The following is a 26,351-nucleotide window of genomic DNA, read 5'->3' on the forward strand; positions in this document are numbered from 1 at the left end:
GGGCGGGGCTGCGGCGGCGGGGGCTGCAGCGGCTGCTGCCGCGTCAGCGGGGGCGGCCTCGGTGGCCGGCGCCGCGGCATCCGTCGCCCCGGCGGCCGCCTGGCCGCTCGCCGTCTGGTGGTAGCTCTCGAGGACGGGCCACCAGGACTCGTCTACCTGGTTCTTGTCGACGAGGTACCGTTCGTACAGCTCGTCGACGAGCCACTCGTTCGCTCCGAATTCACCCGACGTGGTCTCATCGGATCCACTACCGGTCAACTGGCTTGACACAGCCGGTTCCCACTCTCTGCGTTGATTCTGAATGTCCAGACGATGAAAAATCGCCGGTTCGGTCTGCCCGTCCAGCCTAATCCCCTCGGGCATGGCTGCGGGTATCCGCGCGGGGGGCTAGCGTTATTTCCATGCAGTTCTATGGAGCGGTACCCAGCCACGATCTCACCTACTCGGATGTCTTCCTGGTGCCCAGCCAATCAGGCATCCGGAGCCGTCTCGACGTCTCGCTCGCGCCCGGTGACGGAACCGGCGCCACCATCCCCGTGGTCTCGGCGAACATGAACTCCGTGACCGGTCCGCGCCTGGCCGCGGCGCTCGCCCGGCGCGGCGGCCTCGGCGTGCTGCCGCAGGACATGCACCTGCAGGAGCTGGATGCCGCGATCCGCTGGGTGAAGGACCAGTCGACCAGATTCGACACCCCGTTCGTGTTCGGCCCGGCGGACACCGTGGCACTGGCCCTGCGGCAGGTTCCGCCGGTGGCCGGCCAGGGGCTTGTGATCAACGACGAGCACGGCACCTACCTGGGCTGCATCGACGCCGCCCGCCTGGCCACGACGCTGTCCGACGCCCGGCTCGGGGACCTGCTGCACGGCCCGCTCACCTCCCTCGACGCCGACGACATCGAGGGTCCGCGCCGCGCCTTCGACCTGATGACCGCGGCCGAGCTCGACTTCGCGCCGGTCCTGCACCACGGCAATATCGTGGGCACGCTCAGCCGCAAGAGCGCCCTGCGCTCCACCCTGTACCAGCCGGCCCTCGACGCGCAGGGGCGGCTCAGCGTGGCCGCCGCGATCGGGATCAACGGCGATGTGGCCGCCAAGGCGCGCGCCCTCGCGGCCGCCGGGGTCGACGTGCTCGTCCTGGACACCGCCCACGGGCACCAGGACGGCATGCTGCGCGCCCTGAAGACCGTCGCAGACCTCGACCTCGGCATCCCGATCGTGGCCGGCAACGTCGTCACCGCAGACGCCGTCGGCGACCTCGTCGGAGCCGGCGCCACCATCGTGAAGGTCGGCGTGGGTCCCGGCGCCATGTGCACGACCCGGATGATGACGGCGGTCGGGCGTCCGCAGTTCTCCGCGGTGCTGGAGACCGCCGCCGCCGCGCGGGAGCTCGGCGCGCACGTCTGGGCCGATGGCGGGGTGCGCTACCCGAGGGACGTGGCCCTCGCGCTCGCCGCGGGCGCGGCATCCGTCATGATCGGCTCCTGGTTCGCCGGCACGATCGAGGCGCCGGGCACGCTGGCAACGGATGCCGCGGGCGCCCTCTACAAGGAGAGCTGGGGGATGGCCTCCACTAAGGCCGTCCAGGAGCGCTTCGATCGGCTCGACCCGTACGAGCTGGCCCGCAAGACACTCTTCGCCGAGGGCATCTCGAGCTCGAAGATCTACCTGGACCCGCTGCGCCCCTCGCTCGAGGACCTGCTGGACATGATCACCTCCGGGGTGCGCAGCTCGTTCACCTACGCCGGCGCGACGAGCGTGGCGGAGTTCCACACCCGCTCGCTGGTCGGGATCCAATCCGCCGCCGGCTACGAGGAGGGCAAGGCGCTGCCCGTCTCCTGGTAGCCGGGCGCCGGTGAAACCGGGCGTGCCGGTATAGTTGAGGGAATAATGGACGACCCCCCTTCTGCGAAATCGCCCGGCCACCATTCCCGCCGCCCCACCGGACACTCGTCCGTGAACAGGGGCGGTGAACCGCGTGTTTGAGTGGCTGATGCTCGGCGTCGGGTTGACCCTGACCGTCGGCACCGGCCTGTTCGTGGCCAGCGAGTTCGCCCTGGTCAACCTCGACCGCTCCGACCTCGAGGCACGCCGCGACCGCGGTGAGACCCGCCTCGCCCTGACCATCGCCGCGCTCCGGATCACCTCGACGCACCTCTCCAGCGCGCAGCTCGGGATCACCCTGACCACCCTCCTCACCGGGTACGCGATGGAGCCGGCGCTCAGCTCCCTGCTCACCGGCCCGCTGACGGGGCTGGGGCTTCCGGCGGGTGTCGTGCCCGTCGTGGCGACGACGCTCGCCGTGGTCATCGCCACGCTGGCGTCGATGATCATCGGTGAACTTGTGCCCAAGAACTTCGCCCTTGCCCTGCCGATCCAGACGGCGAAGCTCGTCATCCCGTTCCAGACCCTGTTCACGACCGTGTTCAAGCCGGCCGTGCTGGTGCTCAACGGCAGCGCCAACGGGGTGCTCCGCTCGATCGGGATCGAGCCCAAGGAGGAACTCTCCGGGGCGCGAACGGCCGAGGAGCTGTCGTCGCTGGTACGCCGCTCGGCCAGCGCCGGCCTGCTCGAGAAGGACACCGCGACCCTGCTGCACCGCACCCTGCTCTTCTCCGGCCACACCGCCTCCGACGTGATGACGCCGCGGCCGCGGGTGGCGAGCATCCAGCGCACCGACTCCGCCCAGGCCGTCATCGACCTTGCCCGGCAGACCGGCTACTCCCGCTTCCCCGTCGTCGACGAGGGCGTCGACGACATCGTCGGGATCGTGCACGTCAAGCAGGCCGTGGCCGTGCCCCGGCAACGCCGCGCGGATGTCCCCGTGTCGGCCCTGCAATCGGAGGCCGTGCGCGTGCCGGAGACCATGAAGCTCGACGGGCTGCTGGTCGAACTGCGCGGCCGCGGCTACCAGATGGCCGTCGTCGTCGATGAGTACGGCGGGACGGCCGGCGTGGCGACCCTCGAAGACCTCGTCGAGGAGCTCGTCGGCGAGGTGGCCGACGAACACGACCGCGCCCGCGCGGGCGTCGTGCTCTCGACGGACTCCCTCACCTTCCCCGGCATGCTCCGGCCCGACGAGCTCCTCGAACGCACGGGCATCTCCGTGCCGGACGACGGACCGTACGAGACCGTCGCCGGGTTCGTGATGAGCGAACTCGGACGCCTCCCCGTTGTCGGCGACACCGTGAGCATCGATGAGGGCTTGTTCACGGTGGAACGCCTCGACGGCCGGCGGATCGACCGGTTGCGGTTCACGCCGGCCGTCGAACCGGGCAGCGGCGAACCGGGCAGCGTCGAACCCGGCAGCGGCGAAACGGGCAGTGGCGAAGGGAGCCCGAATGAGTGACTGGGCCGGGATCGTCTGGCTGGTCGTGCTGCTCGCGGCCAACGCATTCTTCGTCGCGGCCGAGTTCGCGGTCATCTCGGCCCGCCGGTCGCAGATCGAGCCTCTGGCCGAGGCCGGGAAGGGGAGCGCCCGGACCGCGCTCTGGGCGATGGAGCACGCCACCCTGATGCTGGCGACCACCCAGCTGGGTATCACCGTCTGTTCGCTGCTCATCCTGAACGTGTCGGAGCCGGCGATCCACCACCTGCTCGAGTACCCGCTCGGACTGACCGGCCTGCCCGGCGAGGCGATCACCGCGATCGCCTTCGTGATCACCCTGCTCCTCGTCTCGTACCTGCACGTCGTGTTCGGTGAGATGGTGCCGAAGAACCTGTCGTTCTCCATCCCCGACCGGGCCGTGCTCATCCTCGCCCCGCCGCTGGTCTTCTTCGGCCGAACGGTCAGGCCCGTGATCGTGGTGCTCAACGCCACGGCCAACCTGGTCCTGCGGCTGTTCCGGGTTCAGCCCAAGGACGAGGCGAACAGCACCTACACGCTGGACGAGGTCGCCACGATCGTGTCCCAGTCGACCAGGGAGGGCGTGCTGCGCGACGGCACCGGCGCGCTCAGCGCCACCTTCGAGTTCACCACCCGCAAGGTGAAGGATGTCGCGGTGAACCTCGCCGACCTGATCAGCCTGCCCGAATCGGCCACCCCGGCCGACGTCGAGAAGGCGGTGACCAAGCACGGGTTCTCCCGCTATGTGCTCGTCACCGATGGGGGCGAACCGACCGGCTACGTCCACCTGAAGGATGTCCTGGACCTGGACGGCGACGACCGCGCCGGTGCGGGCGGTCACGCGGCGGGCAGCTACGCCGAGCCGATCCCGGCCAAGCGCATCCGCCGGCTCGTCTCGATCTTCGAGGACACCGACCTCGAGGACGCCCTGGCCACGATGCGCCGCTCCGGCGCGCACCTGGCCCGGTCGTTCACCGCGGTCGGCGCGACCGCGGGCGTCCTGTTCCTCGAGGACATCATCGAGGAGCTCGTCGGCGAAGTGCAGGACGCGACCCGGCGGCTCTGACTGAATCAGTCCTCCGGCCACCGGGCTCGCAGGTACTGCGGCGGCCAGTAGTCCAGGCTGACCCCGAGCTCGTGCGCGGCGCGAAGCGGGAAGTGCGGATCTCGCAGCAGCTCCCGGCCCAGCATGATCGCGTCGGCCTGGCCGGACGCGACGATCTGCTCGGCCTGCGCCGGGGTGGTGATCAGTCCGACCGCGCTGACCGGGACATCCGCCTCGGTCTTCACGTGCTGGGCCAGCGGAACCTGGTAGCCGGGCCCGAGCGGGATGCTCACCCCGGTGACGTTGCCGCCGGAGGAGATGTCGAAGAGGTCCGCCCCGGCCGCGGCCGCCCAGCCGGCGACCGTGGCGGTGTCGTCCTCATTCCAGCCGCCCGGCGCGTAGTCGGTGGCGGAGAAGCGCACGAACAAGGGATGACCGGGGCCGATCGCGTCGCGGACGGCCCTCACCACGGCGAGCAGCAACCGGGCGCGGTTCTCCAGCGAGCCGCCGTACTCGTCGGTGCGCCGGTTGCTCAGCGGGGAGAGGAACTGGTGCAGAAGGTAGCCGTGGGCCGCATGGATTTCGACCAGGTCGAAGCCCGCGCCGATCGCGCGAGCGGCGGCCGCAGCGAAGTCGTCGACGATGTCCCGGATGCCGGCGGCGTCGAGCGCGACGGGAGGGTCATAGCCGGGGAACGGGACCGCCGACGCCGACACGGTCGGCCAGCCGCCGGCATCCGCGGGCACGGTGCCGTGCTCGTCATGTCCCCAGGCCGGCCAGGTCGAGGCCTTGCGTCCCGCGTGCGCGAGCTGGATGCCGGCCGCGGCGCCCTGCGAATGGATGAAGTCCACGATCCGCGCCCACGCCGCGGCCTGGGCGTCGTTCCAGATCCCGGTGTCCGCGTCGGTGATCCGGCCGTCGGGGCTGACCGCGCTCGCCTCGGCGACGACGAGGCCCGCGCCGCCCGCCGCCAGCTGGCCCAGGTGCATGAGGTGCCAGTCCCGGGGAACCCCGTCCTTCGCGAGGATCGAGTACTGGCACATCGGGGCCGCCCAGACCCGATTGCGAAACGTGACGCCGCGCAGAGTGAGCGGTTCGAACAGTGCGGCAGTGGCCACGGGGTCCCCCAGTATCGGTGCGGCCGCCCGATCTGACGGCCCGGATCTGTCCGAAACAACCTATCGTGAGTGCATGGGCGAACCGCTGGACTGGCTGGAATGGGACGAGCGGCACGCGCGGGCCTGGATCGATGTTCCCCAGCCGGTCGACGACAAGTACAGCCGCGGCGTCCTCGGCGTGCGCACCGGGTCGAAGCAGTACCCGGGCGCCGCGGTGCTCGGGGTCGAGGCTGCCGCGCGCACCGGCGTGGGCATGGTGCGCTACCTGGGGCCGCGCCGGGCGACGAACCTCGTGCTCCAGCGCCGGCCGGAGGTCGTCACCGTTCCCGGCCGGGTGCAGGCGTGGCTGCTCGGTTCCGGCATGGATGCCGCCGCCCGCGACGACACGACCGCCACCGCCCTGGTCGAGGCCCTCGCGGCCGGGCTGCCGACGGTGTGCGACGCCGGCGTGCTCGACCTGGTCGCGCACACCACCGGCCCCACCGTGGTCACCCCGCACTTCCGGGAACTGGCGGGGCTGCTCAGCCGGCGCGGAAAGCCGGTGACCGCGGCGGAGATCGCCGCCGCACCGGGGGAGTGGGCCGGCCGTGCCGCGACCGACCTCGGCGTCACGGTGCTGCTCAAGGGCGCCGTCACCTTCGTCGCCTCGCCGGCCGGTGCCCGCCTCCGCGTCACCGGGGCGCCGGCCTGGCTGGCGACGGCCGGTTCAGGGGACGTGCTGGCCGGCATCCTCGGCGCACTGCTGGCCACGCACTCCGCCGCCATCGACACGGATGCCGACGCCCTCGTCGCCCTCGCCGCGACCGCGGCCCTGGTGCACGCGCTCGCCGCCGGTCGAGCGTCGGAGGGTGGTCCGATCACCGCCCTCGACGTGGCCGAGGCCGTCCCCGCCACGATCGCGGCCCTCCTGGCGCCGACCTCCGGCGGCCGGCGCGCGGCCGCGCCCGCCTGACCGGGGAGCGAACATCACCCGTCGGGGTACTCCGTTGTGGGAAAGTTGACCGTGCCTGATCCCGCCGCCCGCGAGCCGATGCCCGAGCCGATGCCTGCGCCGACGGCGGAACGGCGAGGGGTGACGCTCGCCGCCCGGCTCGGGGCCGCGCCGCGGGCGATGCTCTGGGCCGGTTTCGTCCTCGTGCACCTCGCGCTGGCGCTGCTCTGCGTTCTCGCTCCGGGCTGGCCGCTCGGTGACGTGCAGAAGGTCTACTTCGGTTGGGCCACCGACGCCGCGGCCGGCACCTCGGTCGTCGGCATCGACACCGGCTTCGTCTATCCGATCCTCGCGGTCGTGCCGATCTTCGCCTCCCTCGCATTCGGTCCGGCGCTCTACGTGGCAACCTGGCTGGGCGTCGTGACCCTGCTCGACGGGGTCGCGTTCGCGTTCCTGCTCGGGCGCGGCCGGGACCGGCGCGCGCTCCGGGCCGCCGGCTGGTGGCTGGCGTTCCTGGTGCTGCTCGGCCCGATCGCCCTGGCCCGGATCGACGCCGTCACCGCCTCGCTGGTGATCGTCGCTGTGCTCTGGGTGCGCGCGCGCCCGCTCGCGGCCACGGTTCTGCTCACCGTTTCCACCTGGGTGAAGATCTGGCCGATTGCCCTGATCGCGGCGCTCGTGGTGGTGTCGAGACGGCGTCGGCAGGTGGCCCTGGCGATGGCCGGCACCAGCGCGGTCATCGTCGGCGCCGCGCTGAGCCTCGGCAGCGGCTCGAACGTGTTCAGCTTCGTGACCGAGCAGACCAACCGGGGAATCCAGATCGAATCCCCGGTCGGCGGGATCTGGATGTGGCAGGCGGCCCTGCGCCTGCCGGGAACCTTCGTCTACTACGACCGGCAGATCCTGACCTACCAGGTCATCGGCCCGGGCACCGACGTCGCGATCGCCCTGATGAACCCCCTGCTCGTGATCGCGGTGGCCGGCGTGCTCCTACTCGGCTGGCAGGCCGCTCGCCGAGGAGCGGCCTGGGACCGGCTGTACCCTTCGTTGGTGCTGGCGCTGGTGCTGACCCTGATCCTGGCGAACAAGGTCGGGTCGCCGCAGTTCGTCTGCTGGCTCGCCGCGCCGGTCATCCTCGGGCTGCTCGTGCGGGGACGCGCGTGGCGGCTGCCGGCCGTGCTCGTCCTGGGCATCGCCGGGCTCACCCAGCTCGTCTACCCTTATCTGTACGGGGGGCTGCTCGTCGCCGATCCGGTCATGGTGCTGGTGCTGACGGCGCGCAACCTGCTCGAGGTCGTGCTGCTCGGCTGGGCGCTGAGGCAGGTGCGGCGCTCGGCCGCCCCGCACTGACCCGCTCCACAATCACAAGGAGATCCCATGCTCGTCGCATTCTCGGTCGCACCATCCGGCGGCCACGACCCGGACGGCTCGGTGCACAACGCCGTCGCCGCAGCGGTGCGGGTCGTGCGCGACTCCGGCCTGCCCAACCACACCGACTCGATGTTCACGACCATCGAGGGCGACTGGGACGAGGTGTTCGCCGTGGTCAAGGCGGCGACCGAGGCCGTCGGCGCCTGGGGGCCGCGGGTGTCCCTGGTGCTGAAGGCGGACATCCGGCCGGGCCGGACCGGCGAGCTGACGAGCAAGGTCGAGCGGCTCGAGGCGGCACTGGAAGCGGCCGCCGCGCCGCCCGACGGCGCGACCGGCCGGTAGCCTGGTTCGGCGGGCTGCACGTGCCCTCCGGCACCGAGGCGATCACCGTCGTCGGATGGCCGGATGGCCGGATGGCCGGACGCCGTGATCGGCCCGGCCGGCCAGTGACCGCAGGCAGGGCCAGTGACCGCAGGCAGGTCTAGTCGGTCTGCAGGAGGATGCCGTCGTGGATGGCGCGCTTGCGCAGGGCCACCTTCGTGCCGACGTCGAACCCCGCGAGGCGGTACTTCTCGCGGATCCGCTTGAGGTAGGACTTCGCGGTCTCCTCGGAGATACCGAGCTGGTGGGCCACGGCCTTGACCGGCTCGCCCGCGCCGTACAGGGCCATCACCCGGCGCTCCTGGGCGCTCAGCCGAGGGGAGCCGCCGCTGGTGCCGGCGCTCAGCGCCTCGTCCAGCTCGGCCGAGATGTAGGACTCACCGTCGTAGGCCGCGCGGATCGCCTCGACGATCATGTTCGCTTCCTCGCTCTTGACGAGGTAGCCGAGCGCGCCGGCCGCCAGCGCCTCGCGCACGAGGCCGGGCTCGGAATAGGTGCTCATCAGCACCGTCTTGACGCCGGCGGTCTTGAGGGTGGAGATCTTCAGGGAGACGGGGATGTTGTCCTTGAGGTCGAGGTCGAGGAGCACGACGTCGACGGGGAACTCGGGGTGGGTCAGCAGCTCCGGCCAGGTCGTGACGGCGGCGACCATGTTGATGTCGTCCGCAGCCCCCCTGATCCACTCGGTCAGGGCACCGAGGAGCATCCGATGATCGTCGACCAGGGCCAACCGAATGGGATGCTCCCTGCTCGGCACTGCGATATTCGTCATTGTCATGTTCGTCATTGCTGCCTCCTACTGCCTTTGCACCCGACCAAAAAGCCCGACGGCTCTCCGTCGCAGACCTCAAGCATCCGCGGGATTGTCGATACTGCACTCGATCTCCACCCGGAGACTTCCGTCCCGGGTCGAATCGATGTGAGGACCGACTACTCGGATAGCTTGCCACGTCTCGGGGTCCACACGCCGCCGGGGAACACCCGTGGTGGTCAATTCGATTGGAAATCGTAACTTCTGGCGGGCTCGCACGCCGTGGGTGGGCCTGATCGGGCCCAGTGAGAGCGACACTGCGGCCTCGGCGCGAGTCGTGTCGCTGATCAGGAGCCAAATCGTGCGGAGCAACGCGTCGCGCTGGGCCGGGTCGAGCAGCCCGGCCAGGCCCGCGGGATCGTGCAGGTTCACGGAGGGGCCGAGGAACTCCGACTCGGTGATCGCATGGTGGAGCCAGGTCTCACGCCGGCCCTGGATCAGGTGCAGGCGCAGCTGGGTGGCGAGGGTGGAGGCCGTCGTCGACTTGTCGGCGCCGAGCGGAAGAGTGGTCCGGCCCTGGGCGACGTCGTCGAGCAGGGTTTCCGCGTCGAGGTCGATCCGCGCGAGTTCCTCGGAGGCGAGCATGCCCACCGCGAATTGCGGTTGGGAGACCGTGCTCTGCACGAGCACCAGGTCGAGTTCACGCTGGGCCATCCGGCGGAATGAGCGCACGATCGCGACTCCGAGCAGCGGAGGCATGATGGCCAGGACTATCGCCAGCAGTTCCGGTGCGAGGGTGAACGGGTCGGGGCGGGACTCGGTGACGGCGCCGACGAACAGGACACCGGCCAGCACGACGGCCGAGGTGACGACGTCGCGGCCGCGACGCACCGTGACGAGGGCGATCAGCAGCGAACCGACCGCCGCGGCTGCCGTCGGGTACACCTCGGACCCGCCCGGTCCTCGAGAACCGGCCAGATCGAGCACGACCACGACGCTGCCGCTGGCCAGGGCCGCGGCGAACAGCCAGTCGGGCATCCGCGCCGACAGTTGTTGCACGGTGACCAGCGCGAGCGCCGTCGTCGCCATCAGCAGTGTCCAGGCCGCCAGGCTCGGCAGGGGGTTCGGGTAGTCGAACCATTGGATCATGAAGCGCCAGAACAGGAACAGTGCGATGAACCCGCCGCTGAAGGACAGCCCGATGCCCAGGTGGCGGCCACCCAGGCCGCTCTGGTTCGCGCGGGTCGTCTTAACGGTGCGCTCCGGCCGGCGGAAGGTGCGCCGGCGATCCTGGCGTTCCTGGACCTCCTTGAGGCGGAGGTCCTTCCGGCTCGCCCCGGCGGCCCGGAGGTCGCCCAGCGGGACGTCGACGAGGTCGGGACCGATCACTTCGGCACCTCCAACACCACGGTCGTGCCGGAACCGGGGGAGGAGAACAGCCTGGCGTTGCCGCCGACATCTCGCAGCCGGGCCACGACGGATTCGGCGAAGCCGAGTCGTTCGGCGCTCACTCCGAGCAGATCGAAGCCGACCCCGGCGTCGGTGACCATGGCGCGCACGGTGGTGTCGTCATCCGAGATCGTGACGTCGGCCCGGTCGACCCCGGCATGGCGGCGCACGTTCTCCAGGCACTCGCCCAGCGCGAGCAGGAACGAGTCGAGGACATCGCTGGGCAGCAGCACCTGCCCGCTGCCGTGCCAGTCCACCTCCAGTCCCATTCGGCCGAAGCGCTGCTTCACCGATTCCAGGGTGCTGCCCAGGGTCGACTCCGTGGCCGGCTCGAGGGTGTACACGCCGGAGCGACGCGGCGTCGGCAGGCCGCCCAGGCGCAACTGCCGCAACAGCCGGGCATCGTCCCCGGCCTGCTGGCGGAGCGCGGCGGGGCTGACGCCGACACCGGAGTGGGCGAGCAGGGTGAGGGTGGCCAGCACGGTGTCGTGCAGGAGCCTGGCGTCCTGGCGGCGCTGGGCCTCCAGTTCGCTGGCGTGCCGTTCGGCCAGGTGGGCCCGGCCGATCGCTGCGATGCGCTGCATCACCCGGGGCACGCTTTGGGCAACCCACCAGCCCGCGAGGGCAATCGCGAACCAGCCGCAGATCGTGATGGCCAGCGGCACGATCGCCCCGGCGGAGGTGATCGTGGTGGCGAGGACGCTGGCCAGGATGGCCGCGAACGACGCGAACAGCAGGATCAGCCGGCGGGTGCTGACGACCAGCACGAGCGCGACGGCGCTCGTCGCGGTCGCCGCGACGGTGCCGATGACGGTCTCCTCGACCAGGTTCAAGCCGGGCGGCCCCTGGCCGGAGAAGCCGATCAGGAGGATGACTCCGATTCCGGAGAGCACGATCAGGATGACCCAGCGTATCCGGCCGGACCGGCCGAGCAGGTACTGGCCGGCGACCATGAGGAGGAGCACCGGCAGGCAGCGGCCGAGCAGGTCCAGGCTGAGGCCGCCCGGGACGAGCATCACGACCAGCACCGCCACCGAACCGGCCAGGCCGGTCAGCCGGGCGGCTCTCCGCAGGAGGCGGTCGCGCTCTTTGAAGATTCGTTGCATGTCGCCTGGATTACTCCTCGTAATGCCCTATGAAGCACCATATCCGGCTCGAACCCGTTTTCTCGCGATCCGGGAGACACTGGTTCCTGCGATTGTGGGTCATCGGGCCGACTCGACCTGCTCCGGGTCGGTCCTGGTGCGGTCCGCGGGCTGGGAACCGAGCAGCCACACCAGCACGAGCCCGGACACCGCGGCCATGCTCGCCGCCATCAGGATCCCGGCGAGCACGCCGATCGCCACGATCAGCGGCAGGGGCTGGCCCGGCTGCCACAACGGCGTCGCGACCGCGAAGAAGACGCCGAGGCCCACGCACCAGGCCGCGGCGCTGCCGAGGATCCACCAGCCGCTGCGCGCGAGGTGGCGGCGCAGTTCGAGCCACTGCGCGAAGCCGATCGACGCCAACAGGAGCGTCCCGGCGACGGCCGCGGCGCCGACGACCAGCCCGGTCGGCCAGGCCGACCAGACGGCGGCCCACGTGCTCGGCAACAGACCGATGAACCAGGCGAACGCGGCGGCGACGGCCGTTCCGCCGACCCAGGCGGCGCGGGACAGGGCCGGGATCGCGTCGCGGAGCACGTGCGCCTGCGCCCAGCCGAGCACGGCGCCCTCGACGGCGCCGGCGGCGACCAGGGCCGGGACATTGGCCGCGGGCAGGTCGCTCGTGACGAACTCGGCCAGCGTCGGGGCCAGGAATCCAACGCTCTCGCCCAGGCCGACCCAGAGCAGCCAACGACGGAACAACGGTGGGCGGGTGAGGGCCGGGTGCCGATGGCCGTTCATCAGGGCCGGGCCGCGGGGAGCGGCGGGTCGTCGGGGCCCTGCTCGAGTCGGCGGGCCGCGGGGAGCGGCGGGTCGTCGGGGCCCTGCTCGAGTCGGAAGGGCGGGTAGTCGTCCCGCATGAGCGCCGTGTACACCATGACCCGGAAGACCCAGCGGTCCAGGCCGAGGATCAGGTCGAACAGGGTGCGTCGCAGCCGACCGGTGAAGAGCAGGATCAGCCCGGAGAGCAGCACGAGCAGCCCGATCAGGGACGGCCCGGTGACGGCAGCGGTTCCGGCGCCCGCAGGCCAGTCCGCCGGTTGGGTGCGCCAGGACCAGGCGCTGCCGGTGATGACCGCCACGATCAGGAGGTGCGGCAACGCCAGCAGCCACCACTTGACGAGGACCAGTCCGTTGGACAGCCGCACGGGATAGTCGACCTGGAGATCGGCCGGGTAGTCCGTCGCGGCGAGCGTGAACGGGGGGTACCGGTCGGTTCCGAGGGCCGAGTAGGAGTAGAACGCCACCCGCCAGCTCCAGCGCAGGACCCCGACGTTGAAGGTGAACAGCGACGCGGGGTACCGTCCGGTGAACAGGATCGCGAAGCCGGCCACGACGGTGGTGACGAAGAAGGCGCACCAGAGGAAGAACAGCACGATCACGTGCGGAATGACCAGGAACCACTTCACCAGCCACAGCCACCGCGACAGCACCGGATCGGGTTCCCCGGTCAGCCGGGCCGGGTAGGTGCGCCATTCGTCGACCGGGTGGACGGCCGGCGGCATCGGGCCGGGCGGCGCGGGCCCAGACGCGAACGCCGGCGGTGCGGGCGGCGGGGTGGCCAATGGGGTGCCGGCCGGCGCAGCACCGGGCGGCACCGGGGCACCCCGGCCGAGCCCGATGGCCCCGAGCACGACCAGCGAGATCCCGAGCAGCAGCAGCAGGATGCCGGCGATCACCAGCCCGATCGCGAGCGGCCCGAGCAGGCCCAACCGGGCGCCGGCGCGCAGCTGCACGGCCACGCGGGGGCTCGCATCCGTGTTCATCACGACGACGGCCCAGGTGCCGGGCCGCACGTCCCAGACCACCTGTTGCGTTCCCGGCCCGGAGGCCGACACCGTCCACCAGCCCTGGTCGCCGGGGAGGGCGGGCCGTGCCGTGCCGGGGACATCGCGGTACTCCGTGCGGAACGGGGAGAAGCTCACGTCCACGAGTTCGGTGTGGTGCACCGCCGTGAGGTAGCGGTCCACCTCGGCCTGCGGTGCGATGCCGATGAACACGTCGCCGCCGGTGCTCGTGGCCTCCAGGCGGATGCTGGCGACACCGGCCGGGATCCCGGACGTGCCGGCGACGTCCAGTCTCGGCGAGGTGAGCGCGTAGGAGTCGGCGGAGAATGAGGCGGCCGGCGCGCTGAAGAAACCGTTGTCCGCCTGCTGTGAACTCGCCACCGTGGCAGCAACGCCCCCGGTCAGCATGCCCAATCCGATCAGCGAGAACACCGTTCCGAGCACCAGCATGACGACGTAGGCGGGTTTCATGGCGGCCATCCTCTCGGGGGAATCACCCGATTTTCAACCTTTCCCTGAACGCCGCGGCTGTCAACCCCTCGGCCGCCGTCACGGCGGCCGAGGGGTCAGTCGAGGAGCCGGCCCAGCTGGGCGCCGATCGCCGCGGTCTCGATCAGGAACCCGTCGTGGCCGTACCCCGACTCGAGCACGACAGGGTCGGCGCCGTCGATGTTGTGCCGAAGGTGCTCGGCGATCCGCCGCTGGCCCTCCACGGGGAACAGCCGGTCGCTGTCGATGCCGACCACCACGGTGCGGGCCGTCACCCGGCTGAGGGCTGCGGGGACACCGCCGCGACCGCGGCCGACGTCGTGCGAGTCCATGGCCTGCACGAGAGTGACGTAGCTGTTGGCGTCGAACCGGCGGGTGAACTTGTTGCCGTGGAAGTCGAGGTAGGACTCGACCGCGAACCGGCCGCCGGCCCCCAGCGGGCTGATCTCACTCTGCCAGCCGCGGTCGAACCTGAGGTTGAGCTCGGCGGGGCTGCGGTAGTTGAGCAGTGCCATCCGGCGGGCGAGGGCCAGGCCGCGGGTGGGTCCGTCGCCGTCGTCGGCGTCGTAGTAGTCCCCCGACCGGAACAGGGGGTCGGAGCGGATCGCCTCGATCTGCACCGAGTTCAAGGCGATCTGGTCGGCCGTCGTCACCGGCGGCGCGGCGAGGATGGCGAGGCGCGCCACGCGCTCGGGGGCCCCGATCGCCCACTCGAGGGCGTGCATCCCGCCCATCGAACCGCCGATGACGGCGGCCCAGCGGTCGATGCCGAGGCGGTCGCTGAAGGCACGCTGCGCGGCCACCTGGTCGCGGATGGTGAGGTACGGGAAACGGGTGCCCCATTCGCTGCCGTCGGGCGCCAGGGACGCGGGGCCGGTGCTGCCCTGGCAGCCGCCCAGCATGTTCGGCGCCACCACGAACCAGCGGTCGGTGTCGATGGCGAGCCCCGGGCCGACGATGCCGCCCCACCAGCCTGCCGTGACGTGGCCGTCGCCGGCGGCGCCGACCAGATGGCTGTCGCCGGTGAGCGCGTGCAGCACGAGCACGGCGTTGTGGCCGGAGGGGGAGAGCTCGCCCCAGGTCTCGAAGGCGAGGCGCACGGCGCCCAGGCTGCCGCCGGCCTCGAAACGGAGCGGGCCGACGTCGAGGAAGCGGCGGGAGCCGACGGGGTCACCGTCGCGCCAGGCGCCGGTCGCCGGGGGCTTGCCGAGGACCGAGCGCGCCTGGGCTTCAGTGACGAAGCTGGACGGGACCGTGTCTGCCGAGAATTGCCATTCCATACGCCCCCATTCTGGCGAACCTCGAGGACCTCCGTCTGATTGTTACGCGCGAACTCGCGCGCAGCATCCGATGTCCCGCACCTTTCTTGGCCCGAGCCTCGTCGAATTCGACGGAGATTTTGCCGAATTGACCCGGAAAACCGTGTTTCAGCCTCGGATCACGGAAAATCTCCGTCGAATTCGACACCCAGAGGCTAGGCGTTGGCGCGGGATGCCACCACGACCGCGCGCGCCGCGGCCAGGCCGAGCTCGAGGTCGGCCTTGAGGTCGACGATGTTCTCGATGCCGACGGAGAGGCGCACGAGGCCGGGTGTGACTCCGGCCGTGAGCTGCTGCTCGGGCGTGAGCTGTGCGTGGGTGGTCGAGGCCGGGTGGATCACGAGCGAGCGCACGTCGCCGATGTTGGCCAGGTGGCTGAACAGCTCGAGGTTGTCGACCAGGGCGCGGCCGGCATCCACCCCGCCCTTGAGCTCGAACGAGAGCACCGCGCCGACGCCCTGCGGGGCGTACTTGTTGGCGGCGGCGTACCAGGGGCTCGTCGGCAGGCCGGCGTAGTTGACCGAGGCGATGTCCGGGTGGTTCTCGAGCCACTCGGCGATCTCCTGGGCGTTCTGCACGTGACGTTCGATCCGCAGGCTCAGGGTTTCGATGCCCTGGATGAGCTGCCAGGCGCTCGCCGGGGCGATCGCGGCACCCAGGTCGCGGAGCAGCTGCACCCGGGCCTTGATGATGTACGCGATGGGGTCGCCGACGGCGCCGGTGTAGCTGACCCCGTGGTAGGACGGGTCGGGTTCGGTCAGGCCGGGGAACTTCGCGACGTTCTTGGACCATTCGAAGCTGCCGCCGTCGACGATGACGCCGCCGATGACCGCGCCGTGGCCGCCGAGGAACTTGGTGGCCGAGTGGATGACGATGTCGGCGCCGTGCTCGAACGGACGGATCAGGTAGGGGGTGGCGATCGTGTTGTCGACGATCAGCGGAACGCCTGCCTCATGGGCGACGCCGGCGACGAGGGAGATGTCGAGCACGTTGATCTTCGGGTTGCCGATGGTCTCCGCGAAGAAGAGCTTGGTGTTCGGGCGCACGGCGCGGGCCCACTCGGCCGCGTCGTCCTGGTTCTCGACGAACGTGGTCTCGATGCCGAGCTTGGCGAGCGTGTACTTGAAGAGGTTGTAGGTGCCGCCGTAGATCGAGCTGGACGAGACGATGTGGTCGCCGGCCTCGGCGATGTTCAGCACGGCGAAGGTCGACGCGGCCTGGCCGGACGCGAGCAGCAGCGCCGCGGTTCCGCGTTCGAGGGCGGCGACGCGCTCCTCGACGACGGCCTGGGTCGGGTTCATGATGCGGGTGTAGATGTTGCCGAATTCGGCCAGCGCGAACAGGTTCTGCGCGTGCTGCGCGTTGTTGAACACATAGGACGTGGTCTGGTAGATCGGGGTGTTGCGGGCGTTCGTGGTGGGGTCGGGCCGGGCGCCGGAGTGAACCTGCTTGGTTTCGAACTTCCAGGCCTGTGCGTTGTCGCTCATGAGGTGGTCTCCCTGATAATCCTCGACGAGCGTGGACCGTCCATCGCTCTGGGTGCGAGTTTAGGCATCCGCCCGGAGGGGTGGCAACGACCCGTGAAACACGGCGTCACACGCGGGGTGCCCCCATCGAACCGGCCGGATCAGGGCTGTTCGGCGGGCGGCGGATCCATCGGCGGCAGCACGATCGTCCCGGTGTGCGTCGACTCGTGCTTGCGGAACAGCCAGCGTGCCCGCGGCTCGATGATCGGCCGGAAGAGCCGCTTCACGATCGGGAGGGACAGCAGCACGCTGATCCCCACGCTGAGCAGCAGCAGCGCCGGCAGCACCCAGGCCGGCTGCGCGCCGCCGAGCACCCCCGATTCACGCAGCGGGAAGAGCAGGAAGCTGTGCAGCAGGTAGATGTACATCGTCGCCGACCCCAGCGCGGTGAACCAGGTGGTGCTGCGCGGCACGAGCAGGAGGAACGCCATGATCAGGGCGAAGGCGAGGAGCATCAGGCCCAGGCGGATGCCGCCGGCCCAGAGCTGGTCGTAGCCGAACGTCGGGTAGGCCTCGCTGTAGAGCAGGAACTGGCGGATCTGCAGGGTGCGGAGGGCGTCGATGTTCAGGGCGATCACGCCCAGCAACGCCGAGAACAAGGTCAGGGCGGCGACCCGCCAGCGCCACACCTCGCCGACGCCGAGCTCGAGCCAGCGGGCGGTGAGCTTCCACTGGCGCAGCTTCCAGCCGAAGACGAAGAAGGGCAGCAGGCCCAGGGTGCGGGAGAGGGCGAAGGTGCCGTCGATCGAGGTGATGTAGCCGGCCCCGATCGAGATCAGGATGCCGACCAGCAGCGGATAGCGCAGCAGCACCATGAACGGCAGCATGAGGCGCCAGACCAGCAGGGCGATCAGGAACCACAGCGTCCACGAGGCGCTGGAGTAGTCAAGGTTGAACTCGCCGCCCAGCAGCCACCGCACGAGAGTCCAGATCGTCTCGAACACCACGTACGGGAAGACCACGTCGGTGATCAGCCGGTGCAGCTGCCGCGTGCCCGGGGGACCCGAGCGGGCGAAGTACCCGCTGACGGCGACGAAGAGCGGCACGTGGAAGGCGTAGATGAACAGGTACGCCTCGTAGGCGACGTCCGACCCGTGGATGAGTTTGAGGATCGCGTGCCCCATCACCATGAGGGTGATGGCGATCCAGCGGGCGTTGTCCCAGAGGGGAACCCGCCGCTTCTTGACATGGGGCCTGCCGGCGACTCGTGCACTCATCAGAGCCATTCTCCCAGCAGAATGGAGCAATGGGTACAAGAAGAGTTGTCGTGACCGGTGCCAGCTCGGGAATCGGGGCCGCCACGGTGCGCCTGTTCCGTGAACGAGGCTGGGATGTCGTCGGTGTCGCCCGCCGGGCCGACCGCCTCGCCGTGCTCGCCGCGGAGACCGGGGCGGCGGTGTTCACGGCCGACCTGACGAGCCAGGCGGACGTCGACGCCCTGCGCGACTTCCTCGCGGCATCCGGGCCGGTGCACGCGCTCGTCAACAACGCGGGCGGCGCGCTCGGGCTGGACAGCGTCGAGAACTCGTCGATCGACGACTGGGCCTGGATGTTCGAGATCAACGTGCTCGCGGTCAAACGGGTCACGAGCGCGCTGTTGCCGCTGCTCCGGGACGCGATCCGCGCGGATGCCGGTTCGGCCGACATCGTCACGGTCACCTCGATCGCCGGGCACGTCGCCTACCTCGGCGGGGGCGGCTACAACGCGGCGAAATTCGCCGCGCACGCGCTGATGGAGGTGCTGCGACTCGAACTCAACGGCGAACCGATCAGGGTGATCGAGGTTGCCCCCGGGATGGTCAAGACCGACGAATTCGGCCTCGTGCGGTTCGGCGGCGACGTCGAGAAGGCGGCTGCGGCGTATGCCGGGGTTCCGAATCCGCTCGTCGCGGAGGACATCGCGGAGACGATCGTGTCGAGCGTCGAACGCCCGGCCCACGTGAACCTGGACCTGATCACGATCAAGCCGGTCGCCCAGGCTGCGCCGACCCGGGTCGCTCGGGGGCCGCTCCTGCCGAAGGGCTGAGTCCTCCGGAAGGGGGCCGGCCGCCGGTGCGCGTCTACCGGTGTGCGACTACGGGTGGACGATGATCTTCACCGCGGTGTCGTTGTGGTTGACGAGGGTGTCGAAGCCCTGCGAAATCAGGTCGTCCAGGGCGATCCGGCCCGTGATGAACGGCTTCAGGTCGATCGTGCCCGACTGCACCAGGGCAACGGTCTCCTCGTGGTCGCGCACGTAGGCGATGGTGCCGCGCAGGTCGATCTCCTTCAGGACGATCTTCTGCATGTCCACGGTGGCGGGGTGGCCCCAGATCGAGACGTTGACGAGCACTCCGGCCGGGCGCAGGGCGTCGAGCATGGCGTCGAGAACGGCGTTGACGCCCGCACACTCGAACGCCACATCGGTGCCGATGCCGCTGGTGATCTCCAGCACGCGAGCCTTGAGGTCCTCGACGGTCGGGTCGATCACGTAGTCGGCGACGCCGCTCGAGAGCGCCTTCGCCTTGCGGGCGGCACTGAGCTCGGAGATGATCGTGGTCACGCCGATGCCCTTGAGGATGGCGGCCGTCAGCAGGCCGATCGGCCCGGCGCCGCCGACGATGGCGACGTCTCCGGCCTTCGCGCCGCTGCGGATCACGGCGTGGTGGGCGACCGAGAGAGGCTCGATCAGGGCGGCCTCGTCCAGTGGGATGTCGCCGATCGGGTGCACCCAGCGCTGGTCGACGACGACCTTCTCGCTCAGGCCGCCGCCGCCGCCGGCGAGGCCGATGAAGCCCATCTTCTCGCACAGGTGGTAGTTGCCGGCCGTGCAGGGGGGACATTCGTCGCAGACGAAGTACGGCTCCACGACGACGTTGTCGCCGACGGCGAGTCCCGTGACACCCTCGCCGACCTCTTCGATGGTGCCGGAGAACTCGTGGCCCATGGTGACCGGGAGGGATTCGTGCGAGAGCGGATGCGGGTGGCCCGGGGCGGAGATGAAGATCGGGCCTTCGAGGTACTCGTGCAGGTCGGTGCCGCAGATGCCGCACCAGGCGACGGCGATCTTCACCGTCCCGCTGCGGGTCGACGGTTCCTCGATGTTCTCGATTCGGACGTCTTCCCGGCCGTAGAAGCGCGCAGCTTTCATGGGGATCTTCTCCAGTGTTCATCGTGGGCTCGGCGCAGGCGAATGACCTGGCCCTCTAACCCGAGGACGACAGTACTCCCCCCGACTGGGGGTCAGTCGAGGGGAGCAGCGGTGCGGGTGGGGCGGGGCGACGAACCATCCGGGAGGGCGTCTTTCGTTGTTTCCTGCAGGGGGCTCCTTTGCTCCAATGAGGCTGGCGACGGATGCTACGGGGTGGCCTGGGGGGCGCCGGCCGCGCCGTGCACGGCCAGCTTGAGGGCGTCGAGGGTGGCCGGGTCCTCGATGGTGGGCGGCACCGTGTACGGCTCGCCGTCGACGATCTGCCGGATGGTCTTGCGCAGGATCTTGCCCGAGCGGGTCTTCGGCAGCCGGTCGAGAATGGTCACGTCCCGGAACGCGGCTACCGGGCCGACATGCTCGCGCACGAGGGCGACGAGCTCCGTGGCGAGGGTGTCGTGGTCGATCGTCGCGCCGGCCTTCAGCGTGACGAAACCGGCGGCGCGCTGGCCCTTGAGCGGGTCGTGCACACCGAGCACCGCGCATTCGGCGACCGCCGGATGCAGGGTGAGCACCTCCTCGAGCGAGCCGGTGGAGAGCCGGTGGCCGGCCACGTTGATCACATCATCGGTTCGGCCCATCACGTAGAGGTAGCCGTCGTCGTCGAAGTGGCCGGAGTCCCCGGTGGCGTAGAAACCGGGGAAGGCGGAGAGGTAGGCGCTGGCGAATCGTTCCTCGCTGCCCCAGATGCCGAGCAGGTTGCCCGGCGGCAGCGGCAGCCGGATGGCGATGTTGCCGTCCTTGCCGACCCGGCTGACCGGTCTGCCCTTCGAATCGAGGATGACGACGTCGTAACCGGGCACCGGGAAGGTGGCCGAACCCGGCTTCGTCTCCAGCTCGGCGATGCCGCGCGGGTTCGCGCAGATCGCCCAGCCGGTCTCGGTCTGCCACCAGTGGTCGACGACGGGACAGTGCAGGCCGTCGTTCGCCCAGTGGTACGTCTCCGGGTCGAGGCGCTCACCGGCCAGGAACAGGCCGTGCAGGCTGGACACGTCGTACTTCTCGAGTTCGCGCAGCTCCGGGTCGACCCGGCGGATGGCGCGGATCGCGGTGGGCGCGGTGAACAGGACCTTCACCCTGTAGTCCTCGACCACGCGCCAGAACGCGCCGGCATCCGGGGTCCCGATCGGCTTGCCCTCGTAGATCACGGTGGTCGCCCCGACCAGCAGCGGGGCGTAGACGATATACGAGTGGCCGACCACCCAGCCCACGTCGGAGGCGGCCCAGAACACGTCGCCGGCCCCGGCCGCGTAGATGTTGCGCATCGACCAGGCCAGCGCGACGGCGTGGCCGCCGTTGTCGCGCACGATGCCCTTCGGGTTGCCCGTCGTCCCGGACGTGTAGAGGATGTACAGCGGGTCCTCGGAGCGGAGGGCCACCGGGTCGGCCGGCGTGGCCTTGGCCTCCTCGGTCGCCCAGTCCAGCCAGGCGACGCCGTCGGCGCCGGCGTAGTCGGCCGCACTGCCGGGGATCATCTCCCGGTCGCGCACGATCACCGTGCGCACCGAACCGGCGCTCTGGGCCAGGGCCCGCTGCACCAGGGGCAGGTATTCGACCGCGCGGCCGGGCTCCAGGCCCCCGGATGCCGTCACAATCACGGTCGGCCGGGCGTCGTCGATGCGCACGGCCAGCTCGCTCGCGGCGAAGCCGCCGAAGACGACGGAGTGCACGGCGCCGATCCGCGCGCAGGCCAGCATCGCGACGATGGCCTCCGGGATCATCGGCAGGTAGACGATCACCCGGTCGCCCCGGCCGACGCCGTTCTCCCTGAGTACGCCGGCGAAGCGGGACACCCGGCCGAGGAGGTCGAGGTAGCTGATCCGGATCCGGGTGCCCGACATCGCGGAGTCGTAGATCACGGCGGTCTGGGCGCCCCGCCCGGCGAGGACATGGCGGTCGAGGGCGTTATAGCTCGTGTTCAGCTCGCCGTCCGGGAACCAGCGCCAGGTTCCGGGGGAGCGCTCCTCGAGGGCGATCCGCGGCGGCGTGATCCAGTCGACGGCCTGCGCGGCCTCGAGCCAGAATTCGGCGCGGGTGTCGGCGTCGATGCTCCGCTGCCACGTCTCGTGATAACCGACGGTTGAGTCGCGTGTCATTGTGAACCTCCCCATTGAAGCTCCTATGTATACATAGAATGCTCGAAGTCTTGCATAGAACCCCCTCAAAGGGAATAACATGTGGTTTGTGTATACAGAAACCCCAACGTCGGGGACCACCGCACCAGTACGCGCCAGCGAGCGCGCCTACCGGCAGCTGCGGGGGGAGATCCTGGACGGGATCCTGCCCGCGGGCACCGGGCTGCTCGAGATCGAGCAATCGGCCCGGATCGGAGTGTCCCGCACGCCGTTGCGCGCCGCCATCGCCCGGCTGATCGCCGACGGCCTCGTCGCCGGCCGGCCCGGTCGGGGCTTCATGGTCACCGAGATGTCGATGGACAGCATCCGCGAACTGTACGAGGTGCGCCGGGCCCTCGAGGAGCACGCCGCCCGGATCGCCGCCGACCGCCGCGACCCTGCCGTCTTCCTGGCGCTGCGGGACCAGTTCCTCGCCGCCCCCGAACTGCTGGCCCAGGGCGAGACCGGCCTGCACCGCTACTACGACCTGATCGACGAGTTCGACGATGCCGTCGACGAGGCCGTCGACAACCCGTTCCTGGTCGGCGCGCTCGCCACCGTGCGCACCCACCTGGCCCGCATCCGCCGCCTGGCCAGGGGAAACCCGGCCCGGCTTCGCGCCGCGGCGGCCGAGCACCTGCTCATCATCGACGCGATCATCGCCGGCGACACCTCGCTGGCGGCCCACGCCACCCACGTCCACCTCCAGCAGAGCCTCGCGAACGTCCTCGCGGCGATCCAGGGGCAGCCGACCGGCCCGGTCGCCTAACCGAAAGGAACCACCGTGCAGCAGCACCACGTTCGTGTTCACCGCAGCGACGAGAACCTGGCCCGCACCGATCAGCTCGCCTGGAAGATCGCCGAATGCGCCGCCGACCCGGTGCCGGTCTCCGAGGAGGTGACCGAGATGATCATCAACCGGGTCATCGATAACGCCGCCGTCGCCGCAGCCTCCCTGACCCGGCGGCCCGTGGTCGCCGCCCGCTCGCAGGCGCTGGCCCATCCGCGGTCGTTCAACGGGGTGGGGTCGACCGTGTTCGGCGAACAGCGCTCGCGCCGGGTGTCCCCGGAGTGGGCGGCCTGGGCGAACGGCGTGGCCGTGCGCGAACTGGACTACCACGACACGTTCCTCGCCGCCGAGTACTCGCACCCCGGTGACAACATCCCGCCGGTCGTCGCCGTGGCCCAGCACCTCGCCACCGCCCGCGGACTGACCGGGCGCGACCTCGTGCGCGGGATCGCGACCGGCTACGAGGTGCAGATCGACCTGGTCAAGGCGATCAGCCTGCACGCCCACAAGATCGACCACGTCGCCCACCTCGGCCCGTCGGCCGCGGCCGGAATCGGCACGCTGCTCGGCCTCGACCCGGCGACGATCTTCCAGGCGGTCGGCCAGGCCCTGCACACGACGACCGCCACCAGGCAGTCCCGCAAGGGGGAGATCTCCAGCTGGAAGGCCTACGCGCCGGCCTTCGCCGGCAAGATGGCGGTCGAAGCCGTCGACCGCGCGATGCGGGGCGAAACCAGCCCGACGCCGATCTACGAGGGCGAGGACGGCGTGATCGCCTGGCTGCTCGACGGGCCGGATGCCGCGTATGAGGTGTCCCTGCCCGGTGCGGGCGAGGCGAAGCGGGCGATCCTGGACAGCTATACCAAGGAGCACTCGGCCGAATACCAGGCCCAGGCCCTGATCGACCTGGCCCGCAAGCTCCACCGCGAGCACCCCGAACTGGCCGACCCGGCCAATGTGGAATCCATCGTCATCCACACCAGCCACCACACCCACAACGTGATCGGCTCCGGGGCGAACGACCCCCAGAAATACGACCCGACCGCCAGCCGGGAGACCCTGGACCACTCGATCCCGTACATCTTCACGGTGGCCCTCCAGGACGGCAGCTGGCACCACGGGGATTCCTACCGGCCCGAGCGCGCCGGCCGCGCCGACACCGTCGCCCTCTGGAACCGGGTCACCACCACCGAAGACGCGGAATGGACCCGCCGGTACCACTCCCTCGACCCGGCCGAGAAGGCCTTCGGCGGCCGGGTCGAGATCCGGCTCACCGACGGCAGCCGCATCGTCGACGAGCTCGCGGTCGCCGACGCGCACCCGCTCGGCGCCCGGCCCTTCGGCCGCGCCGAGTACGTCGACAAGTTCCGTGTGCTCGCCGCCGGCGTGCTGGAGGAAGGCGAGATCGTGCGCTTCCTCAGCGCCGCCGAACGGCTGCCGAGCCTGACCGCCGACGAACTCGGCGAGCTCACCATCGTGGCCGCCAACGGCCTGCTCACCTCCCTCCCCACCCCGAACGGAATCTTCTGATGCTCTACTCCGCCGTCACCCCCACCCAGAAGCGCGCCGACTTCCGGGCGGCGCTCGCCTCCGACCGGCTGCTCCGTTTCCCCGGCGCGTTCAACCCGCTCTCGGCCCGGCTGATCGCGGCCAAGGGGTTCGAGGGCGTGTACATCTCCGGGGCGGTGCTGTCGGCCGACCTCGGCCTGCCCGACATCGGCCTGACCACCCTCACCGAGGTCGCCGGGCGCAGCCAGCAGATCAGCCGGATGACCGACCTTCCCACCATCGTCGACGCCGACACCGGCTTCGGCGAGCCGATGAACGTGGCGCGCACCATCCAGACCCTCGAAGACGCGGGACTGGCCGGGATGCACATCGAGGACCAGGTGAACCCGAAGCGGTGCGGGCACCTCGACGGCAAGCAGGTCGTCGACGACGCAACGGCCGCCAAGCGCATCCGCGCGGCGGTCGACGCGCGTCGGGACCCGAACTTCCTGGTCATGGCGCGCACCGACATCCGTGCCGTCGACGGCCTGGCCGCCGCCGTCGACCGGGCGAAGAAGCTCGTCGACGCCGGCGCGGACGCGATCTTCCCCGAGGCGATGGCGTCGCTGGCCGAGTTCTCCGCGATCCGAGCCGCGGTCGACGTGCCGATCCTGGCGAACATGACCGAGTTCGGCAAAGGCGAACTGTTCACCGTGAAGCAGCTTGCCGACGTGGGGATGAACATGGTCATCTTCCCCGTCTCGCTCCTGCGCCTGGCCATGGGCGCGGCGGAGCGCGGTCTCGATACCATCGAGGCGGAGGGGTCGCTGACCTCGCTGCTGCCGCAGATGCAGCACCGGGCGGAACTCTACGAACTGCTCGACTACCCGGCCTACAACCACTTCGACTCCGGGGTGTTCAACTTCACCCTCAACCCGAACCTTCCCTCGTAGAAACGCAAAGGAGCGTCATGACTCAGAACGAACCAACGGTTTTCAAGGGCCTCGCGGGGGTTGTCGTCGACAGGACCGCCGTGTCCAAGGTGAATCCGGACTCCAACTCACTGCTCTACCGCGGCTACCCCGTGCAGGAGCTGGCCGCACAGCGCAGCTTCGAGGAGGTTGCCTACCTGCTCTGGAACGGGGAACTGCCCACCGAGCACGAACTGGCCGACTTCGAGGAGCAGGAGCGGTCGCTGCGGCACCTGGCGCCCGCCGTGCGCCGGGTCATCGACGAACTGCCGGTGACCGCGCACCCGATGGACGTCGTGCGCACCGCGGTGAGCCTGATCGGCGCGGGCGACCCCCAGGTCGACGACTCGTCGCCGGAGGCCAACCGGGCGAAGGGGTTGCGCCTGTGGGCGCAGATGCCGTCGATCGTCGCCTACGACCAGCGCCGCCGGCACGGACTGGACCTGATCGAGCCGCGCGACGACCTCGGCTATTCGGCGAACTTCCTGTTCATGGCGTTCGGCGAGGTGCCGGAGCTCATCGTCGTCGAGGCCTTCGACGTGTCGATGATCATGTACGCCGAGCACTCGTTCAACGCGTCCACGTTCACCGCCCGCGTGATCACCTCGACGATGTCCGACCTGCACTCCGCGATCACCGGCGCGATCGGCGCGCTCAAGGGCCCCTTGCACGGCGGCGCGAACGAGGCCGTCATGCACATCTTCGACGAGATCGGTGCCGGCCCCGGCGCGGGGGAGCGGGCCGAGGCCTGGCTGAACCGAACCCTCGACGCCAAGCACAAGGTGATGGGCTTCGGGCACCGGGTCTACAAGCACGGCGACTCCCGGGTGCCGACCATGTACACGGCCCTGCTCACGCTGATCGAGCACTACGGCCGGCCCGACCTGCTCGAGCTCTACGGATCCCTCGCCGCGGCGATGGAGGCCCGCACGGGCATCCTGCCCAACCTCGACTACCCGTCGGGCCCGGCGTACCACCTGATGGGCTTCGACACCCTCACCTTCACGCCGATCTTCGTGGCGGCGAGGCTCACCGGCTGGACTGCCCACATCATCGAGCAGACCGCCGCGAACGCGCTCATCCGGCCCCTGTCGCTCTACAACGGCCATGAGGAGCGGCACCTTTCGTGACCTGCTCGTGACCTAGC

General features: G+C 70.3%; 23 protein-coding genes. 11 read left to right on the forward strand and 12 right to left on the reverse strand.

From position 1 onward, the window contains the following. The coding region (locus tag E3O48_RS07580) for a hypothetical protein (RefSeq protein WP_134537947.1) at positions 1-270 on the reverse strand (270 nt) is incomplete at its 3' end. 131 nt (positions 271-401) lie between these two features. Here E3O48_RS07580 and E3O48_RS07585 point away from each other — a divergent pair. The 3 genes from E3O48_RS07585 to E3O48_RS07595 all read left to right on the forward strand — a co-directional run bounded on the left by E3O48_RS07585 (position 402) and on the right by E3O48_RS07595 (position 4,408). After that, complete coding sequence (locus E3O48_RS07585; RefSeq protein ID WP_134537948.1) at positions 402-1,841, forward strand: GuaB1 family IMP dehydrogenase-related protein; 1,440 nt, start codon at positions 402-404, stop codon at positions 1,839-1,841. 148 nt (positions 1,842-1,989) lie between these two features. Continuing rightward, positions 1,990-3,345 (forward strand): hemolysin family protein, encoded by a 1,356-nt coding sequence (locus E3O48_RS07590; RefSeq protein ID WP_134538175.1) that lies wholly within the window; start codon positions 1,990-1,992, stop codon positions 3,343-3,345. Continuing rightward, the gene (locus tag E3O48_RS07595; protein WP_134537949.1) at positions 3,338-4,408 is read left to right on the forward strand and encodes a hemolysin family protein; all 1,071 of its coding nucleotides are present in this window, start codon (positions 3,338-3,340) and stop codon (positions 4,406-4,408) included. Before E3O48_RS07590 ends, E3O48_RS07595 begins: the two co-directional genes overlap by 8 nt. Positions 4,409-4,413: 5 nt before the next feature. On the opposite strand, the gene E3O48_RS07600 is transcribed toward E3O48_RS07595, so the two are convergent. Next, positions 4,414-5,505 (reverse strand): NADH:flavin oxidoreductase/NADH oxidase, encoded by a 1,092-nt coding sequence (locus E3O48_RS07600; RefSeq protein ID WP_134537950.1) that lies wholly within the window; start codon positions 5,503-5,505, stop codon positions 4,414-4,416. A 73-nt stretch (positions 5,506-5,578) separates the two neighbouring features. Between E3O48_RS07600 and E3O48_RS07605 the strand changes: the two genes are divergently transcribed. The 3 genes from E3O48_RS07605 to E3O48_RS07615 are packed head-to-tail and all read left to right on the forward strand — an operon-like array spanning position 5,579 to position 8,149. Beyond that, positions 5,579-6,457, forward strand: a complete 879-nt coding sequence (locus E3O48_RS07605) for an ADP/ATP-dependent (S)-NAD(P)H-hydrate dehydratase (RefSeq protein WP_134537951.1) — start codon at positions 5,579-5,581, stop codon at positions 6,455-6,457. A 51-nt stretch (positions 6,458-6,508) separates the two neighbouring features. Beyond that, positions 6,509-7,786 (forward strand): glycosyltransferase 87 family protein, encoded by a 1,278-nt coding sequence (locus E3O48_RS07610; RefSeq protein WP_241982449.1) that lies wholly within the window; start codon positions 6,509-6,511, stop codon positions 7,784-7,786. Positions 7,787-7,813: 27 nt separating this feature from the next. Continuing rightward, positions 7,814-8,149 (forward strand): thiamine-binding protein, encoded by a 336-nt coding sequence (locus E3O48_RS07615; protein ID WP_134509874.1) that lies wholly within the window; start codon positions 7,814-7,816, stop codon positions 8,147-8,149. 139 nt (positions 8,150-8,288) lie between these two features. On the opposite strand, the gene E3O48_RS07620 is transcribed toward E3O48_RS07615, so the two are convergent. The 8 genes from E3O48_RS07620 to E3O48_RS07655 form a co-directional block, all read right to left on the reverse strand. Beyond that, positions 8,289-8,966, reverse strand: a complete 678-nt coding sequence (locus E3O48_RS07620) for a response regulator transcription factor (RefSeq protein ID WP_231383351.1) — start codon at positions 8,964-8,966, stop codon at positions 8,289-8,291. Between the two features lie 69 nt (positions 8,967-9,035). Beyond that, positions 9,036-10,328, reverse strand: coding sequence for a hypothetical protein (locus E3O48_RS07625; protein ID WP_134537952.1), 1,293 nt, complete (start codon positions 10,326-10,328; stop codon positions 9,036-9,038). Continuing rightward, entirely contained in the window at positions 10,325-11,494 is a 1,170-nt protein-coding gene (locus E3O48_RS07630; RefSeq protein ID WP_134537953.1) for a sensor histidine kinase, read from the reverse strand. The genes E3O48_RS07625 and E3O48_RS07630 overlap by 4 nt, the downstream gene beginning before the upstream one ends. A gap of 99 nt (positions 11,495-11,593) precedes the next feature. Beyond that, entirely contained in the window at positions 11,594-12,274 is a 681-nt protein-coding gene (locus E3O48_RS07635; RefSeq protein WP_134537954.1) for a hypothetical protein, read from the reverse strand. After that, positions 12,274-13,791, reverse strand: a complete 1,518-nt coding sequence (locus E3O48_RS07640) for a DUF4389 domain-containing protein (protein WP_134537955.1) — start codon at positions 13,789-13,791, stop codon at positions 12,274-12,276. Before E3O48_RS07640 ends, E3O48_RS07635 begins: the two co-directional genes overlap by 1 nt. 95 nt (positions 13,792-13,886) lie before the next feature. Further along, positions 13,887-15,089: a homoserine O-acetyltransferase gene (locus tag E3O48_RS07645; RefSeq protein WP_134537956.1), complete on the reverse strand. Its 1,203-nt coding sequence runs from the start codon at positions 15,087-15,089 to the stop codon at positions 13,887-13,889. A 194-nt stretch (positions 15,090-15,283) separates the two neighbouring features. Beyond that, on the reverse strand, positions 15,284-16,615 hold the full coding sequence (locus E3O48_RS07650) for a bifunctional o-acetylhomoserine/o-acetylserine sulfhydrylase (protein ID WP_134537957.1): 1,332 nt from the start codon (positions 16,613-16,615) through the stop codon (positions 15,284-15,286). A gap of 140 nt (positions 16,616-16,755) precedes the next feature. Continuing rightward, positions 16,756-17,871 (reverse strand): acyltransferase family protein, encoded by a 1,116-nt coding sequence (locus E3O48_RS07655; RefSeq protein WP_241982450.1) that lies wholly within the window; start codon positions 17,869-17,871, stop codon positions 16,756-16,758. Positions 17,872-17,900: 29 nt separating this feature from the next. On the opposite strand from E3O48_RS07655, the gene E3O48_RS07660 reads away from it, so the two are divergent. After that, complete coding sequence (locus E3O48_RS07660; RefSeq protein WP_134537959.1) at positions 17,901-18,680, forward strand: SDR family NAD(P)-dependent oxidoreductase; 780 nt, start codon at positions 17,901-17,903, stop codon at positions 18,678-18,680. Between the two features lie 48 nt (positions 18,681-18,728). Here E3O48_RS07660 and E3O48_RS07665 read toward each other — a convergent pair whose 3' ends face one another. Together E3O48_RS07665 and E3O48_RS07670 are read right to left on the reverse strand one after the other, a co-directional pair. Then, positions 18,729-19,784, reverse strand: a complete 1,056-nt coding sequence (locus E3O48_RS07665) for a 2,3-butanediol dehydrogenase (protein ID WP_134537960.1) — start codon at positions 19,782-19,784, stop codon at positions 18,729-18,731. A 206-nt stretch (positions 19,785-19,990) separates the two neighbouring features. Further along, the gene (locus E3O48_RS07670) at positions 19,991-21,937 is read right to left on the reverse strand and encodes an AMP-binding protein (protein WP_174774771.1); all 1,947 of its coding nucleotides are present in this window, start codon (positions 21,935-21,937) and stop codon (positions 19,991-19,993) included. Between the two features lie 88 nt (positions 21,938-22,025). On the opposite strand from E3O48_RS07670, the gene E3O48_RS07675 reads away from it, so the two are divergent. Genes E3O48_RS07675 through E3O48_RS07690 form a run of 4 tightly spaced genes read left to right on the forward strand, consistent with a single transcriptional unit; the run spans position 22,026 to position 26,334 of the window. Continuing rightward, a complete protein-coding gene (locus E3O48_RS07675) occupies positions 22,026-22,724 on the forward strand; it encodes a GntR family transcriptional regulator (protein WP_241982451.1) in 699 nt (232 codons plus the stop codon). Between the two features lie 15 nt (positions 22,725-22,739). Next, positions 22,740-24,275 carry an MmgE/PrpD family protein gene (locus tag E3O48_RS07680; protein ID WP_134537963.1) on the forward strand — a complete coding sequence of 512 codons (1,536 nt, stop codon included), beginning with the start codon at positions 22,740-22,742 and terminating at the stop codon, positions 24,273-24,275. Then, on the forward strand, positions 24,275-25,186 hold the full coding sequence (prpB, locus tag E3O48_RS07685) for a methylisocitrate lyase (protein WP_134537964.1): 912 nt from the start codon (positions 24,275-24,277) through the stop codon (positions 25,184-25,186). The genes E3O48_RS07680 and prpB overlap by 1 nt, the downstream gene beginning before the upstream one ends. A 17-nt stretch (positions 25,187-25,203) precedes the next feature. After that, positions 25,204-26,334, forward strand: a complete 1,131-nt coding sequence (locus tag E3O48_RS07690; protein ID WP_134537965.1) for a bifunctional 2-methylcitrate synthase/citrate synthase — start codon at positions 25,204-25,206, stop codon at positions 26,332-26,334. The last annotated feature ends 17 nt before the right edge of the window (positions 26,335-26,351 follow it).

It is taken from the genome of Cryobacterium sp. HLT2-28 (genome assembly GCF_004402495.1).
Classification (GTDB): Bacteria; Actinomycetota; Actinomycetes; order Actinomycetales; family Microbacteriaceae; genus Cryobacterium; species Cryobacterium mannosilyticum.